The organism is Spongiimicrobium sp. 3-5, from assembly GCF_046557915.1.
Taxonomy (GTDB): Bacteria; Bacteroidota; Bacteroidia; order Flavobacteriales; family Flavobacteriaceae; genus JBHEBG01.
Window position 1 is genome coordinate 19,715 of the sequence record NZ_JBHEBG010000003.1, and the last position, 13,399, is coordinate 33,113.

Consider the following 13,399-nt stretch of genomic DNA (forward strand, 5'->3'; position numbering starts at 1 on the left):
CTTTGCAGATTCAATCAGCATTGAATGACCTATAAGGAAACTTTGGATTGGATGTTTGTACAACTTCCAATGTATCAGGAAAAAGGCAAAGTTGCCTTTAACGGCAAATTAGATACTATTAGGTCTTTTTCCGATTACTTAAACTCCCCCCACAAAAAATTTAAAAGTATCCACGTTGCGGGTACCAATGGAAAAGGTTCCTGTAGTCATATGTTGGCTTCCATACTACAAGAGGCGGGCTATAATGTTGGACTGTATACTTCTCCGCATTTAAAAGATTTCCGAGAGCGCATTAAAATAAATGGACAAGAGGTCAGTGAACAGTTTGTTGTGGATTTTATAGAAGGCAATAGTTCATATTTTGAGGCACATAAAATGTCCTTTTTTGAAATGACCGTAGGTATGGCCTTCAGTTATTTTGCGGACCAAGAAATAGATATAGCGGTCATTGAAGTGGGATTAGGGGGGCGACTAGACTCTACCAATATTATAAGACCCGAAGTGTCCCTGATTACGAATATCGGTTTTGACCATATGGACATGTTAGGGGATAGCCTGGAAAAAATAACATTTGAAAAAGCCGGAATTATTAAAGAGCAAGTGCCCGTGGTCATCAGTGAACACCAAGAAGGGGTGGCCATGGTCTTTAAATCGATCGCCCAGAAGAAAAATTCCGAGATTATATTTGCCGACAGCACTATCAAAACTATCTATCCAACATCCTTATTGGGAGACTATCAAACTAAAAATGTCAAAGGAGTGGTAGCTACTTTAAGGTTGTTACGGAATTTTCATATTACCGAGGAGCATATAAAAGCCGGGCTTATGAAGGTAGTGGAAAATACTGGCTTGTTGGGAAGATGGCAAGTGCTCCGTAATAAACCCACGGCAATATGCGATACTGCCCATAATAGTGAAGGACTAACCTTGGTATTAGAACAGTTATTTAAACAAAAGTATGGCAAGCTCCACATGGTATTGGGTTTTGTGGTGGACAAAAATTTGGATGCCATTTTACCCCTTTTACCCAAAGATGCCCTTTACTTTTTTACTCGCCCAAATATTCGACGAGGTTTGGATGCCGAAACCTTGATTAAAAAAGCAAGGGAATATGGGTTAAAAGGCCTTACTTATGGCAGTGTTAATGAGGCGTATAGCGCAGCACTTAAAGCCGCTGGCAGCACCGATTTGATCTTCATTGGGGGAAGCACCTTTACGGTAGCGGAGGTACTGTGATTTTTTGTAGGTTTTTCTTTTGGGAAAATAAAAACAATCCTATATTTGCACTCCCTAATCTAAGGATGGGGATTTTGATATAATGGGGCTCTTAGCTCATCCCGATAGTTATCGGGAGGTTCAGGGCAATATTGAAGAATTTTAAGTGGGGCTCTTAGCTCAGTTGGTTCAGAGCACCTGCCTTACAAGCAGGGGGTCACTGGTTCGAATCCAGTAGGGCCCACATCAAACGGAAAACCCGTGCTGAAAAGTGCGGGTTTTTTTATTTCCAGAAAACACAAAACAGGAGTCTTGATGTTTGGAAGGGAAGACAACGTAGGGTGTTCTCAAGCTTTTTAATTTTCTCTTTCAATAGTGGTTTTGCCCAGGGAGATATACAACTAGATGTCGATCATATTAAAGAACAAAGGTTTTCTGTAGCGTTGCAAGTAGGAAAGTAAACTTGGGATGAAACTCCTTAACTCTTAATAGTTTTTAGGTTTCTTTGCTCAAAATCTTTGAGCGTTTTTCTTCGATCAATCAGAAAACCTTACATAACATTAGCTTAATACAATAACAATAAAATAACCCAAAGTAAACAGATTTTTAATTTGAGGTTAACACAATTTTTACAGCCGATGAGGTACTTTGTAGATGTGTTTAAACACAATAATTAGGTATTTCATGTAATCTATTAGTTTTTGTCGACTATATGTGAATTCCAATTGACTGCCTCTGGCCAAGGCAGTTTTTCTTCTCTTGGATCAGAAACACTGTTGATGGCGGGGGCTATTGAACCGTACCCCATCCCTCTTTAAAAAAGGATAAAGTTTTTTCTATTTTGCACAAGAACATCACCAAACACTGATTGTTAATAACATCAGTTGTAGCCTGTTCTAAAAATAACGTTTCCGAAACAATTACTTAACATTGGTATTGGTTATTTGCAGCGACAAAAACTAATACTTAAATGAAATCCAAAATCCTAACCCTAGGATTACTTGTATCCGTATTTTTTTCTTCATTTTCACAAGAAACCAATGCTCCATCTTTTGGCAAGGGACTTTTTAACCTTATTGGAAAAGATAGCACCTGGAGTATGAAAATAGCCACCAGAATGCAATTGTTGGCAGTTGCCAATTGGGAAGAAGGACCAGACGGAGGCCTCGTAAATCCAGAATCGAACACTTTAGTACGTAGGGCCCGTCTAAAATTTGACGGGTTTGCCTATACACCAAAACTGAAGTATAAGTTGGAACTGGGTCTGTCCAATAGGGACATTTCCGGAGCTTCGGAATTTAACCGTAATACCTCAAGATATATACTAGATGCCGTGGTAATGTGGAATTTTTACGAAAATTTTGAACTCTGGTTTGGCCAGACCAAACTTCCAGGTAACATAGAACGAGTAATTTCCTCGGGTAATCTTCAACAAGTAGATCGTTCCTTGGTTAACAGTAGATTCAACATAGACCGCGACATGGGAATTCAGCTAAGACATCATTTTAACTTATCGGAAAACTTTCTGATAAGAGAAAAGCTAGCCATCTCGCAAGGAGAGGGGAGAAATGTTACCGAAGGTAATTTAGGAGGGCATCAGTTTACCGCCCGTATAGAGCTCCTGCCCTTTGGGAAATTCAAAAGCAAGGGAGATTATAGCGGAAGTGATTTAAAGCGGGAGACGAGGCCAAAACTAATGATAGGGGTTACCTACGACAGCAATCAGGACGCGGTTAGGAATAGAAGTAATATGGGGTCATATATGGTTAATGACGTTGGGTTCTACGAGACTACTATAAATACTTTCTTTTTGGATGGAATGTTTAAATACAATGGTTTTTCGCTAATGGGTGAATATGCCCATAGGGATGCCAAAGATGCTATTGCCAGAAATTCTGATGGCTCCGAGACGGGCGATGTGGTACAAGTAGGAGATGGTCTTAACCTACAGGCGGGTTATCTTCTGAACAAAGATTGGGAAGTATCTGGGAGGTACACAAATATTAAACTGGATGAGAATATAACGGGGAGTAACCCCGAAACGCAATATACACTTGGACTCTCCAAATATATTGTGGGTCATAAATTGAAGGTTCAAACAGATATTAGCTATCTTTCTGTAGAAAATGGTACTGATGAGTTAATGTATAGGTTGCAGTTCGACATTCATTTTTAAAGGATGAAAAATAACCTTTAGATAACATTGTAACTATGTATTGGACAGATATTTGCCAACTTGATTTTTATTTAAATTATGGATAATATTTACTTATTAATGGTGATTGCCCTGGCTGCCTTGGCCGTGGCAGATCTTGTGGTCGGGGTCAGTAACGATGCCGTAAACTTTTTGAATTCAGCGATAGGGTCCAAAGCTATTTCGTTTAAGACTATAATGATCGTTGCAAGTTTGGGAATTGCCTTTGGCGCTATTTTTTCTAGTGGAATGATGGAGGTTGCAAGAAAGGGAATATTTAACCCTGGGGAGTTCTATTTTAACGAAATCATGTTCATTTTCATGGCCGTAATGATTACGGACATTCTACTTCTAGATTTCTTCAACACCTTAGGTATGCCCACCTCAACAACAGTGTCCATAGTATTTGAACTGTTGGGTGCAGCGGTAGCAATGTCTTTAATAAAGATCGCAGCGGACGGCGGAAATTTTGGTGATGTTGTAAATTATATCAATACCACCAAAGCAACGGAAATTATTTTGGGTATTTTACTTTCGGTGGTAGTCGCGTTTTCCATTGGTGCTTTTGTGCAATGGTTATCTCGTTTGTTACTTTCTTTCAACTTTGAGAAAAAGGCGAAATGGGTAGGTGCCATTTTTAGTGGCGTTGCATTATCCGCAATTACCTATTTCATTCTAATGAAAGGAATTAAAGGTACACCATTTGCTGGTCAAAGTTTTGATTTGATTGGGGGAATGAAAATAAAAGATTTCTTGGAAGATCAGGTACTTCCCATTGTTTTGGTGAGTTTTGTTTTTTGGTCTCTTCTTTCGTATTTGCTTATTACTTTACTAAAAACAAATATTTATAAGTTAATAATCGGTGTGGGAACTTTTGCCTTGGCCTTGGCCTTTGCCGGCAATGACCTGGTTAATTTTATTGGAGTGCCCATAGCAGCTTGGCAATCCTATGAAGCATGGAGCGCTTCAGGAATAGCGGCTACTGAATTTAGCATGGAGATTCTGGCTGCAAAAGTGCCAACGCCTACCCTTCTGCTATTTCTTTCGGGTATGGTAATGGTGGTTACACTATGGTTTTCCAGTAAGGCCAGAAACGTTTTAAAAACCTCCATAGATTTATCAAGTCAGGGTGAAACAAAAGAACGTTTTCAACCCAACTTCCTGTCACGAAATTTGGTTCGGTTTTCCATATTGATTGGGAAATATACCTCCGTTGTAACTCCTTCGCCAGTTAAGAATGTAATAGAACAACAGTTTAAGAAACCCAGTATTCAATTATCCAAAGGGAAAACCCATGAATTGCCAGCTTTTGATATGGTGAGAGCGGCGGTAAACCTGATGGTTGCCGGAATACTGATCTCCATTGCTACTTCCTACAAACTACCTTTGTCCACTACCTACGTTACTTTTATGGTAGCCATGGGAACCTCATTGGCTGATAGGGCCTGGGGTAGCGAAAGTGCAGTATATCGTGTAGCCGGAGTGGTCAATGTAATAGGAGGTTGGTTTATGACTGCCATTATTGCTTTTGTTGCTGCAGGAACCGTATTGGCCCTCATTAGTTTTGGTAAAGGTGCCGCTATTGCAATATTATTGTTCGCTGCTATATTGCTTTTAGCAAGAAACTACATTTCCCACAATAAAAAAACCAAAGAGATTAAGGCGGAAGATAGTTTAAATAGGGCCGAAAGCAGTTCTATTCAGGGTGTTATCGAAGAAAGTGCTAAAAATATATCTAGCGTTATAAATCGGAGCAATAAAATTTACACCAATGCCATCGATGGTTTGGCCAAACAGGATTTGGATCTCTTAAAAAAGAACAAAAAACAAGGAGCCAAACTGTCCGAAGAGATTGACGATCTAAGGGATAGCATCTTTTACTTCATAAAAAACCTTGATGATAGCAGCGTAGGGGCAAGTAACTTCTATATCAATATACTGGGATATCTGCAAGACATGGCTCAGTCTCTTGAATACATTGGGAAAGTTAGCCATAAACACGTTAACAATAACCACAAAAAGTTAAAGTACAATCAGATTAAGGAGCTTAAGGAAATAGATCATAAACTCGATGAAATCCTTAGCAATGCAAAAAATGCCTTTGAGGAACGTTCTTTTGAGCAAATTGGCAAGGTCCTTAACAGTAAACAGGAATTGTTTGATCTTGTTTCACAAAAAATAGAGAAACAGGTGGCTAGGACCCGCACAGAGGAATCCAGTCCTAAAAATACCACATTGTACTTCTCGTTACTTTTGGAGACTAAAGATTTAATGAATGCTATGATGAATCTTTTGGAGCAGTATTATGAAGCACATAATAGTACTGCTAAACCAACTTTGTTGGAAGAATAGGCTTCCTATAGAGGTTAAAACAAGGCAGAACCTCGCCTTACCTATTTTAATAATAGAATTAAAATCCACACTTTTGTGTGGATTTTTTTATTTCCAGAAAAATCGGGAGCAAGAAAAAGCCCGATAGACTTCGGGCTTTTTTAATAAACTAACTCAAACTAAACTAACTCAAAACTCAATACAAATTTGGGGGTTATGTCAGTATTGTATGTTAATGAAACGTCATCATTGGATTAGGAAAAAAATAGTTGGCCCAGTGGGCCTAAAAACCTTACCCTTCATTAACACTTTGCGCTGCCTTTTACGCGTTGCGATACGCTGTTTTCAAAATCATTGGAGGTTACAAGTTTCGCATACGCCTTTGATTACCAGGTTTGCATTTTCGGCCAGGTAGCCCTCGGGGAGATTTATAAGGGGAATTTTAAATTCCTTCAAACAAATGGTTTCTCCACATTTATTGCAATGAAAGTGTAAATGCAGGTCTTTGCCCAGTTTACAATTACAGCCCTTTTCGCAGAGCGCATATTTGGCGGTGCCGGTACCATCATCGATTTGGTGCGCTATATTCTTTTCTTCAAAGGTTTTTAAGGTCCTGTAGAGTGTGGTTCTGTCCACTTGGGTAAATGCTCGTTCTATATCGTTTAAGGTTTTTGCCACCTTGCTTTCTGTCATATGCTTAAAAATAAGTAGTCGCATGGCCGTTGGCCTAATTCCCTTGGCATTTAAAAACTGAGCAATGTTGTTCATCAAAAAAAGAATTATTTGTTATGTTCGTGGCTATACTAGACTTAATGCCAACGACTTCATATTGTAAAATTAAGGATTTACTTGCGCAATGGTATTGTAAAAACATTGATCCATTGCGCTTGTTTAAAAAACATTGCGTTAAAAAAGGGTATTTGTTGGGAAACATAGATGGGTCCACAATCAATGAATGTGCAATAACCAAGAAAGTTTGGAGATAAAATCTTAATACCTCTGTTTTTGAATTATGGAGAATCATAAATTATTCGTATGTTTATCCATATACATCAAAACTAAATTGTAATGGGAAAATTTGAAATTAAAAAGGATAAGTCTGGACAGTTCAGGTTCAATCTTAAGGCATCCAATGGACAGGTAATACTTAGTAGTGAGGCGTATACCACAAAAACGGCATGTGAAAATGGTATAGCTTCTGTAAAAAAGAATTCGGCCAATGACGGAAACTTTGAAAGAAAAACTGCAAAGGACGGGAGTCCATACTTTAACTTAAAAGCTACGAACGGTCAGGTAATAGGTTCTAGCGAAATGTATAACAGTACCGCTGCCATGGAAAATGGTGTGGCTTCTGTTGCAAAGAATGCTCCGGATGCTTCGGTAGAGGACAACTCCTAATACCAGGGATCAATCTATCCCGATAGTTTGTGAATTCAATGATTTAAAAAGGGTGGTTTTTGCCACCCTTTTATTTTTCCCCAACCTTTTCCAAAAATTGCTGATCAAAAACGTATTTCTTTTAAGGTGTTTCCTTGTTGAAAAACCATAAAAACCTTAACTAAATTAGGGTTTTAATTGCAAAAATACACTTTGTCCAAGTTAGTAGTCCTTTATCGAATACACTTTCCAATTTCTTCAGTTATCGTAACTTAAAAATGTTTTGATAGTGCAGTTCAGTTCCCCCTTTTTTTGATAGTTATCATCCTTAAGGGATGGGTGAGTACGTATATTATTATAAAACTCCGCATCATGTCATTAAAGGTTACTACCTGGAACATAGAGCATAGTTCTGAACTCATTACAGCCAATCCCTCCGCCAACGATTTGGACAGGATTAGAAGAATACGGGAGACCATCACTGAAATGGATCCGGACATTCTTTTAATCGTAGAAGGCCCAAAAGGAGAGCAGGCAATTACCGATTTCTGCAATACCGTATTAAATAATACTTGGGTACCCGTACTTTTAAAGCAACCTGGAGATACTTTGGGAGACAAAGATAGTGACTACGGCTATGATGGTAGGGGCACGCAATGGATGTGGTATGTGGTAAAACCAGGAATTTTAAACAATTGTAGAATACAACAGGCCCAAGTTTGGCATTCCTTTATTGGGTCAGCGGATTGGAGTGTTAACTATTGGGGTAAGATAAAACCAGATGACCATGATCATTATAGACAACCACAAGTACTTGTTTACACCTTGGGAAATGGAGAGGAAATAGAACTGATCGGAGTTCATCTAAAGTCTAAAATAAATTTAAAGAGTATAACAAGGGATCCGGAAGGTAATTTGGATGGCAATTATCTTGAGACTGCGCTTAAGGCCCGCGTAAAGTTGGCCACGGAAGCACGGAACATTAGAGATTATGTGGACGCTAAATTCAATCAATTACCAGCCCCCGGAATTATGGTGCTGGGCGATTGCAACGATGGACCTGGTCATGATTTTTTTGAACAGCAGTACCTTTTCTTCGATCTTATCCAGAACCTACAGGGCGAAGTACTCTTGGCAGAACGCTATTTTAACCATGTTTTGTTCGATTTTCCTGCTAACCTAAGATGGACGGCCAAATTCCGGGACCCTATACTTAATATCCCTGCAAGTCAGAACCCCTTGCTGATCGATCATATCTTAATAAGTCAGCCCTTGGTAAATGGAAGCCTTTCCTTAAAAGTAAATTCGGGCAATGGTCTTGTGGAGCATCAAGCCTTCGAACGTGGCAATGCCGGCGCTAACAATAGCACAAGATCTAGTGATCATAGACCGGTGTCCTGTGTTTTGGATGACAATCCTTAGGAAGTCAACAGGATGGTCTTAACATACAAAAACACCCTTTCTCTTCTAAGAGATTGGGTGTTTTTTACAAACAAACAACAATCATTAATTGTAAGACTTGCTTAAGTTATCCCAGTTTTTGTTCGCTATGCCTACCAGCTTATTGTGGTTCTTTTCCGCTAACCAAAGTTGCTGGGCGTCTAGTTCTAAATTGTACAGGTATAGAAAGTACTTCCCGTCCTGTACGATAAATTTATTGGGATCGGGTCTAAATTTTGCCCCGGCATAAACACCAAAGGCACAGTATCCGCCATATTGTGGCTTATACTTCCCAGGGTTTTTGTCGAACTTGGATTTTTGGGCAGCCGTGGTAAAATAGTAAACTACCTTTTGGTATTCGGATTTATGTTCCTTTATACCTTTTTGCGCAATACCTAGATCCAAATAAGATACCGGACTATAACCTTGAAGGGCAATATTGCTATTATCTATGTTATTGGCTTTTTTATCTTGACCATAAGTCATTGATGCGGTAAGCACTGCAATGACCAAAATTGAAATATTCTTTAAATTTTTCATCGTTTTTAGATTTTGTTTTTACTTAATTATTTGATTTCGCCTAAGGAAACTACAAGAAATACCGCCGTTGTATTAAACCGGTATAAAAGATTTGGCTGCCATAAGGTCGATCGTCAGATGAACCTAAAAAAGAATTGCCTAAGCCGGCCGTATAATCTGTTACCCTGTGAAATGTTGTGGTAATGAATCGTAGTTTCATCTTCTTCGGTTTAAGCGTTAAAATATTCTTCGTTAATAACCTTGCCCTCGTCGTTCCAAATCCGTCGGATGATTTCGTGCCAGTAGATACTGCTACCGTCTTTCATATCAAAATCAAACGTAAACTCAGAAGCAGAGACATTGCCGTCTACTAGGGTATGATGAAGAGTAATACCGTTTACCTTGCCTATGGCGCTGGCAAACCCTTCCATTTTCTCAACCATTTCGGTTTTGTTGCTCGTGGCAACGTTGTTGTAATCCGAAGTGCGTGCGTCCTCGGCAAAGAATTGTTTTACAGCATCTACAATGGCCCCTTGGGCAACGATGCTGTCGATTTCTGTAGCTAATGCTTTAATATTCATACTTATTGTTTTAATGATTTAACAAAAATTGCTTTGTAATTAATTACAGGGCAAATGTCCGTATGAAGTGTGTGAAGAGAGCTACAAAAAGAACGCTAAGAGTTGTACTTTTTACGCTTAAAATCTGTTGGGGAGTGGCCGGTGTAATGCTTAAAAAAGCCCGAAAAATGGTTAGGCTCCTCAAAACCCAAACGATAGGAGATATCTTGTATGGGAGCGTCTTGGGCTAACATGGATTTGGCTGTATTTACGAGCTCAAAACGGATAAGCTGCCCTAGGGAAGTATTTAACTTGTCTTTGGTTTTTTTTGATAATGCTTTCACCGATAAATTCATCTTATCGGCATAGAACCCTAACGACCTTTGTTCCGTATGATGGGTACGTAGCAAGGTTATAATATCCTCTATAAAACTGTCTCGTTTGGAGTAATCAAAATCTTTTCGGAATTTGGCAGGACTTTGCCCTGTTGTGTTCTTAAAAACCCTATTGAAATACGCAGGGTCCTTGTATCCCATCCCATAGGAAATCTCCTGGATGTTTTTATCGGTAAAGGCGATTTCCTTTTTACTTTCAACCAATCTTTTGTTGGTTAGCATAGATTTAACCGTTAAACCTATCTTGTCCTTTACCAAAGCTTGTGCATGGTGTCCATTCTCATTGATCAAGCTTACAAGATCTTCATTGTTTAAATGGTTGGCGTATTGCTCGTCTATAACCTCCTTAATGTCAAAAATTGTCTGATATTCACTTTTACTTGCATGAAATGGGTTTTGCCAATACCATTGTTCAGAAGAGACATCGATGATGTTGGTCACCTGCTCCGCGAACACAGTATCTGACAAGTATTTTTTGCAGGCTTCGCATTCGTTAAAATTGATATACCCAAGGGAGATAAGATGTTTAAACAAGACCCTAACTTCCTTGTTCCGGTAAATGGTCTCATTTGGAAACTGTATTTTCCGAACGCTGAAATCGTCAGAAAGAAATTTTATATATTGTCCTTTTTCGAGGTAAATGGCCTTGTCTTGCCAGTCGTAATAGTTCTTAAAATCTACCTGAATACTACCAGTGCCCGATAGAATCTGGAATAAGGAGTAGGTGTTTATAAAGTATACCTTGTTTATTTCGGGTGTAAATTTTTCTACCATCGCTAGGGTTAACTCACACAGTATTGGTCGTATTTTATAAGCGAAATTAACAAAGACCCGATGTTTTTAGATCAGTAGGTTTAGAATCGATATGCCAATGTCGCTATATTTCGGTTAGCAGCATATTGAACAAGGCAGTAGCGCTACTATGCTCAAGGGGTGAAGTGGGTTGTCCAGCCCAGAGGGCTATTTCATCATAACGCCCTTGCCTGATCAATTCCTTACGCAACGGTGCCAAAAAAGAGCTTTGTATTGGAAAGGGTGCCATCTGTTGGCTTTGGACATCTGAATATCGTTCTGAAAAATTATTCGAGATCGCCCTGGCCAGTCTTCCGGTATATACGGTGGTAAGACTTGTTTTAAGCAGTTTTTTAGAACGAAGGGCAGTTTTGTGATAGTCGGGTGCGCCAGATTCTTTTGTGGCCAAGAAAGCGGTCCCTATCTGTACCGCCGAAGCACCGGCCTTTAGCATTTCAACAACCTGTTTAGAGTTACCTATACCGCCCGCGGCTATTATGGGAATCTTTATTTTTTTTGATATCCGGGAGACCAGGGTATATGTGTCGTAAAGCGAGTCTTCCGCCGATTTTAAGAAGGCCGCCCTATGACCACCGGCAGCCGCCCCTGAAACAACTACCAAATCTAAACCTGCAGCTTCTATGAGCAAAGCCTCCTCTTCAGTAGTAGCGGTACCAATTGTAGTTGTCCCAGCCTTTTTGAACGATTTTAGCACCTCTTTTTCCGGGATGCCAAAAATAAAACTCATAACAGGTGGTTTTACTTTCAATACAGCCTCTACCTGTTGCTCAAAAACAGGTCCTTGGGGTTTGGGTAAACTGGGAACAGGAAGTTTTAATTCCTCAAAATAGGGCCTAAAAAGTTGTTTTAACTGGTTAAACTCTCGTGGTGTATACTTTTTGGCCGGATCATCTTTTAAAGGCACCCAAAGGTTTAACGCGTAGGAATGTTGGGTAAGTCTTTTAATTTCGTTATCCACTTCCAATATCTCCTCTGGTTCATAAGCGTTTAAACCAAAAGAACCCATTCCCCCCAAATTAGAAATTGTGGAAACCAATTCAGCGGAAGAAAACCTTCCGCCAAATGGTCCTTGTATTATTGGGTATTTTATTCCTAGAAGTTGAGTAGCCCGTTTATCCTTCCACATGGGTAAAAAGTTTGTTTACAATTTTCCATTCTTTATCGGAACAATGTAGGGATAAAAAGTCGTAATAGTTTTTCCCCAACATGGGCACATGGGCTTTTACCATTGCGTTATGACCCATAGCCTCAATACCTAAAACCTTCATTTTAAAAGTTTCGTTAAGATCATTAGGGCTTTTGCGTTGTTTTACCCTTGCTAAAAATTGTCCAATGGGCATTTCAAAGACTTCGCCATGAATGTCGCCATAAACAACGGCCTGTTTGTCAAAAACGTTCTTTAATTGGTCTACATTGCCCAAAAAGAGTCCTTCAAAGTAGTTATTCACCACAGTTTCTATGGCTTTGGATTTTGATGAATACATAGTTAATGCTTTAGATTAGCTTATTGCATGCCCCACGGTATGTCCGCCGGCAACATCAATGGTTTCCCCTGTAACAAAATCGGCATTTGCCAAATAATAGGCCGCCTGGGCAATTTCCTCGGGTTCTCCTACACGGTTTAATAAATGAAGTCCTGCCAAGCTGTCCGCATTATCTACCCCAATTTTACCTTGAAGCGGGCTCCGTATTATACCAGGGGATATGGTATTAACTTTTATGTTGTCCTTTCCGTATTCTACTGCCAATTGCTTTGTAAATGTATGTATGGCCCCTTTGCTAGATACTGCTGCACTTGCAGGAAACCCGGCAATGGCATGATCTACCAATACGGTACCCATATTTATGATGGCACCCTGTTTTTGTTTTTTCATGGTGGGGATTACTGCCTGCGAGGTAAAGAAGGTGCCTTTGAAATTTATATCCAAAAACATGTTTAGATCTTCTTCGTCTACATCCAAAAAGGGCTTGGGAAGGAATACGCCGGCGTTATTGATCAGGACATCTATGGTCCCAAATTTTTCTATGGCTGTTTTCACCAATCGCTCCCCGGTTTCTTTTTTACTGACATCCCCAACAACCCACTCGGCGTTTTTGGGCTTTCCAAATTCTTCGTAGGTGGCCTTTAGTCGGCCTTCATGTTTCGAGTTCATAATTACATTGCTGCCGTTTTCTAAGAACAACCGCGTAATAGCTTTACCAATTCCGGTAGAAGCTCCTGTTACAATTACTGTTTTTTCTTTCATTTCTTTGTTTTTGTTTTAAATTCTGAATACTGCTTCCCATTTACGCCCCAATTATCTACCGCAATTTCATCGATGACAACATGGGTGGTTTTTGGGTCTTTTTGAAGAATCTCCACAACTAGTTGCGTTGCACCTTCAATGAGCTTTTGCTTTTGTTTTTTTGTTACCCGCTCATCCGTAACCTTAATGTTTATATAAGGCATATCAATAGATTTAATTACAGTACAAAGATCAAGGGAAATTTAACCCAACGATAGGAGGTAGGTCACTATTTAGAAGTGAGGTAGGTCACGTTTTGCAAGAAGTATT

General features: G+C 39.4%; 13 protein-coding genes and 1 tRNA gene. 6 read left to right on the plus strand and 8 right to left on the minus strand.

Going from position 1 to position 13,399, the window contains the following annotated elements; genetic code table 11:
• Nucleotides 1-24: 24 nt before the first annotated feature.
• The 4 genes from ACEQ81_RS11585 to ACEQ81_RS11600 all read left to right on the plus strand — a co-directional run bounded on the left by ACEQ81_RS11585 (nt 25) and on the right by ACEQ81_RS11600 (nt 5,761).
• Nucleotides 25-1,236, plus strand: coding sequence for a bifunctional folylpolyglutamate synthase/dihydrofolate synthase (locus tag ACEQ81_RS11585; protein WP_411031064.1), 1,212 nt, complete (start codon nt 25-27; stop codon nt 1,234-1,236).
• Nucleotides 1,237-1,384: 148 nt separating this feature from the next.
• Nucleotides 1,385-1,459: transfer RNA gene (locus ACEQ81_RS11590), tRNA-Val, on the plus strand.
• 726 nt (nt 1,460-2,185) lie between these two features.
• Nucleotides 2,186-3,391, plus strand: coding sequence for a porin (locus ACEQ81_RS11595; protein WP_411031065.1), 1,206 nt, complete (start codon nt 2,186-2,188; stop codon nt 3,389-3,391).
• A gap of 78 nt (nt 3,392-3,469) precedes the next feature.
• Nucleotides 3,470-5,761, plus strand: coding sequence for an inorganic phosphate transporter (locus ACEQ81_RS11600; protein ID WP_411031066.1), 2,292 nt, complete (start codon nt 3,470-3,472; stop codon nt 5,759-5,761).
• A gap of 330 nt (nt 5,762-6,091) precedes the next feature.
• Here the strand turns inward: ACEQ81_RS11600 and ACEQ81_RS11605 are convergent, their stop codons facing one another.
• Nucleotides 6,092-6,508 carry a Fur family transcriptional regulator gene (locus ACEQ81_RS11605; protein WP_411031067.1) on the minus strand — a complete coding sequence of 139 codons (417 nt, stop codon included), beginning with the start codon at nt 6,506-6,508 and terminating at the stop codon, nt 6,092-6,094.
• 300 nt (nt 6,509-6,808) lie between these two features.
• Between ACEQ81_RS11605 and ACEQ81_RS11610 the strand changes: the two genes are divergently transcribed.
• On the plus strand, nt 6,809-7,138 hold the full coding sequence (locus tag ACEQ81_RS11610) for a YegP family protein (RefSeq protein WP_411031068.1): 330 nt from the start codon (nt 6,809-6,811) through the stop codon (nt 7,136-7,138).
• A gap of 351 nt (nt 7,139-7,489) precedes the next feature.
• The gene (locus tag ACEQ81_RS11615; protein ID WP_411031069.1) at nt 7,490-8,539 is read left to right on the plus strand and encodes an endonuclease/exonuclease/phosphatase family protein; all 1,050 of its coding nucleotides are present in this window, start codon (nt 7,490-7,492) and stop codon (nt 8,537-8,539) included.
• Nucleotides 8,540-8,623: 84 nt separating this feature from the next.
• Here ACEQ81_RS11615 and ACEQ81_RS11620 read toward each other — a convergent pair whose 3' ends face one another.
• The 7 genes from ACEQ81_RS11620 to ACEQ81_RS11650 form a co-directional block, all read right to left on the minus strand.
• Nucleotides 8,624-9,097 carry a YHS domain-containing (seleno)protein gene (locus tag ACEQ81_RS11620; protein ID WP_411031070.1) on the minus strand — a complete coding sequence of 158 codons (474 nt, stop codon included), beginning with the start codon at nt 9,095-9,097 and terminating at the stop codon, nt 8,624-8,626.
• 209 nt (nt 9,098-9,306) lie between these two features.
• Nucleotides 9,307-9,657, minus strand: coding sequence for a hypothetical protein (locus ACEQ81_RS11625; protein WP_411031071.1), 351 nt, complete (start codon nt 9,655-9,657; stop codon nt 9,307-9,309).
• A 95-nt stretch (nt 9,658-9,752) separates the two neighbouring features.
• Nucleotides 9,753-10,805 carry a helix-turn-helix domain-containing protein gene (locus tag ACEQ81_RS11630; protein ID WP_411031072.1) on the minus strand — a complete coding sequence of 351 codons (1,053 nt, stop codon included), beginning with the start codon at nt 10,803-10,805 and terminating at the stop codon, nt 9,753-9,755.
• A 103-nt stretch (nt 10,806-10,908) separates the two neighbouring features.
• On the minus strand, nt 10,909-11,970 hold the full coding sequence (locus ACEQ81_RS11635; protein ID WP_411031073.1) for a nitronate monooxygenase: 1,062 nt from the start codon (nt 11,968-11,970) through the stop codon (nt 10,909-10,911).
• On the minus strand, nt 11,957-12,328 hold the full coding sequence (locus ACEQ81_RS11640; RefSeq protein ID WP_411031074.1) for a nuclear transport factor 2 family protein: 372 nt from the start codon (nt 12,326-12,328) through the stop codon (nt 11,957-11,959). Before ACEQ81_RS11640 ends, ACEQ81_RS11635 begins: the two co-directional genes overlap by 14 nt.
• 15 nt (nt 12,329-12,343) lie before the next feature.
• Nucleotides 12,344-13,090: an SDR family NAD(P)-dependent oxidoreductase gene (locus ACEQ81_RS11645; RefSeq protein ID WP_411031075.1), complete on the minus strand. Its 747-nt coding sequence runs from the start codon at nt 13,088-13,090 to the stop codon at nt 12,344-12,346.
• Complete coding sequence (locus tag ACEQ81_RS11650) at nt 13,087-13,293, minus strand: tautomerase family protein (protein ID WP_411031076.1); 207 nt, start codon at nt 13,291-13,293, stop codon at nt 13,087-13,089. Before ACEQ81_RS11650 ends, ACEQ81_RS11645 begins: the two co-directional genes overlap by 4 nt.
• Nucleotides 13,294-13,399 lie beyond the last annotated feature (106 nt).

Excerpts from the sequence above, each read along its gene's own strand:
- ACEQ81_RS11585 (WP_411031064.1), top strand. The coding sequence starts at position 25 with ATGACCTATAAGGAAACTTTGGATTGGATGTTTGTACAACTTCCAATG.
- ACEQ81_RS11595 (WP_411031065.1), top strand. The coding sequence starts at position 2,186 with ATGAAATCCAAAATCCTAACCCTAGGATTACTTGTATCCGTATTTTTT.
- ACEQ81_RS11600 (WP_411031066.1), top strand. The coding sequence starts at position 3,470 with ATGGATAATATTTACTTATTAATGGTGATTGCCCTGGCTGCCTTGGCC.
- ACEQ81_RS11605 (WP_411031067.1), bottom strand. The coding sequence starts at position 6,508 with ATGAACAACATTGCTCAGTTTTTAAATGCCAAGGGAATTAGGCCAACG.
- ACEQ81_RS11610 (WP_411031068.1), top strand. The coding sequence starts at position 6,809 with ATGGGAAAATTTGAAATTAAAAAGGATAAGTCTGGACAGTTCAGGTTC.
- ACEQ81_RS11615 (WP_411031069.1), top strand. The coding sequence starts at position 7,490 with ATGTCATTAAAGGTTACTACCTGGAACATAGAGCATAGTTCTGAACTC.
- ACEQ81_RS11620 (WP_411031070.1), bottom strand. The coding sequence starts at position 9,097 with ATGAAAAATTTAAAGAATATTTCAATTTTGGTCATTGCAGTGCTTACC.
- ACEQ81_RS11625 (WP_411031071.1), bottom strand. The coding sequence starts at position 9,657 with ATGAATATTAAAGCATTAGCTACAGAAATCGACAGCATCGTTGCCCAA.
- ACEQ81_RS11630 (WP_411031072.1), bottom strand. The coding sequence starts at position 10,805 with ATGGTAGAAAAATTTACACCCGAAATAAACAAGGTATACTTTATAAAC.
- ACEQ81_RS11635 (WP_411031073.1), bottom strand. The coding sequence starts at position 11,970 with ATGTGGAAGGATAAACGGGCTACTCAACTTCTAGGAATAAAATACCCA.
- ACEQ81_RS11640 (WP_411031074.1), bottom strand. The coding sequence starts at position 12,328 with ATGTATTCATCAAAATCCAAAGCCATAGAAACTGTGGTGAATAACTAC.
- ACEQ81_RS11645 (WP_411031075.1), bottom strand. The coding sequence starts at position 13,090 with ATGAAAGAAAAAACAGTAATTGTAACAGGAGCTTCTACCGGAATTGGT.
- ACEQ81_RS11650 (WP_411031076.1), bottom strand. The coding sequence starts at position 13,293 with ATGCCTTATATAAACATTAAGGTTACGGATGAGCGGGTAACAAAAAAA.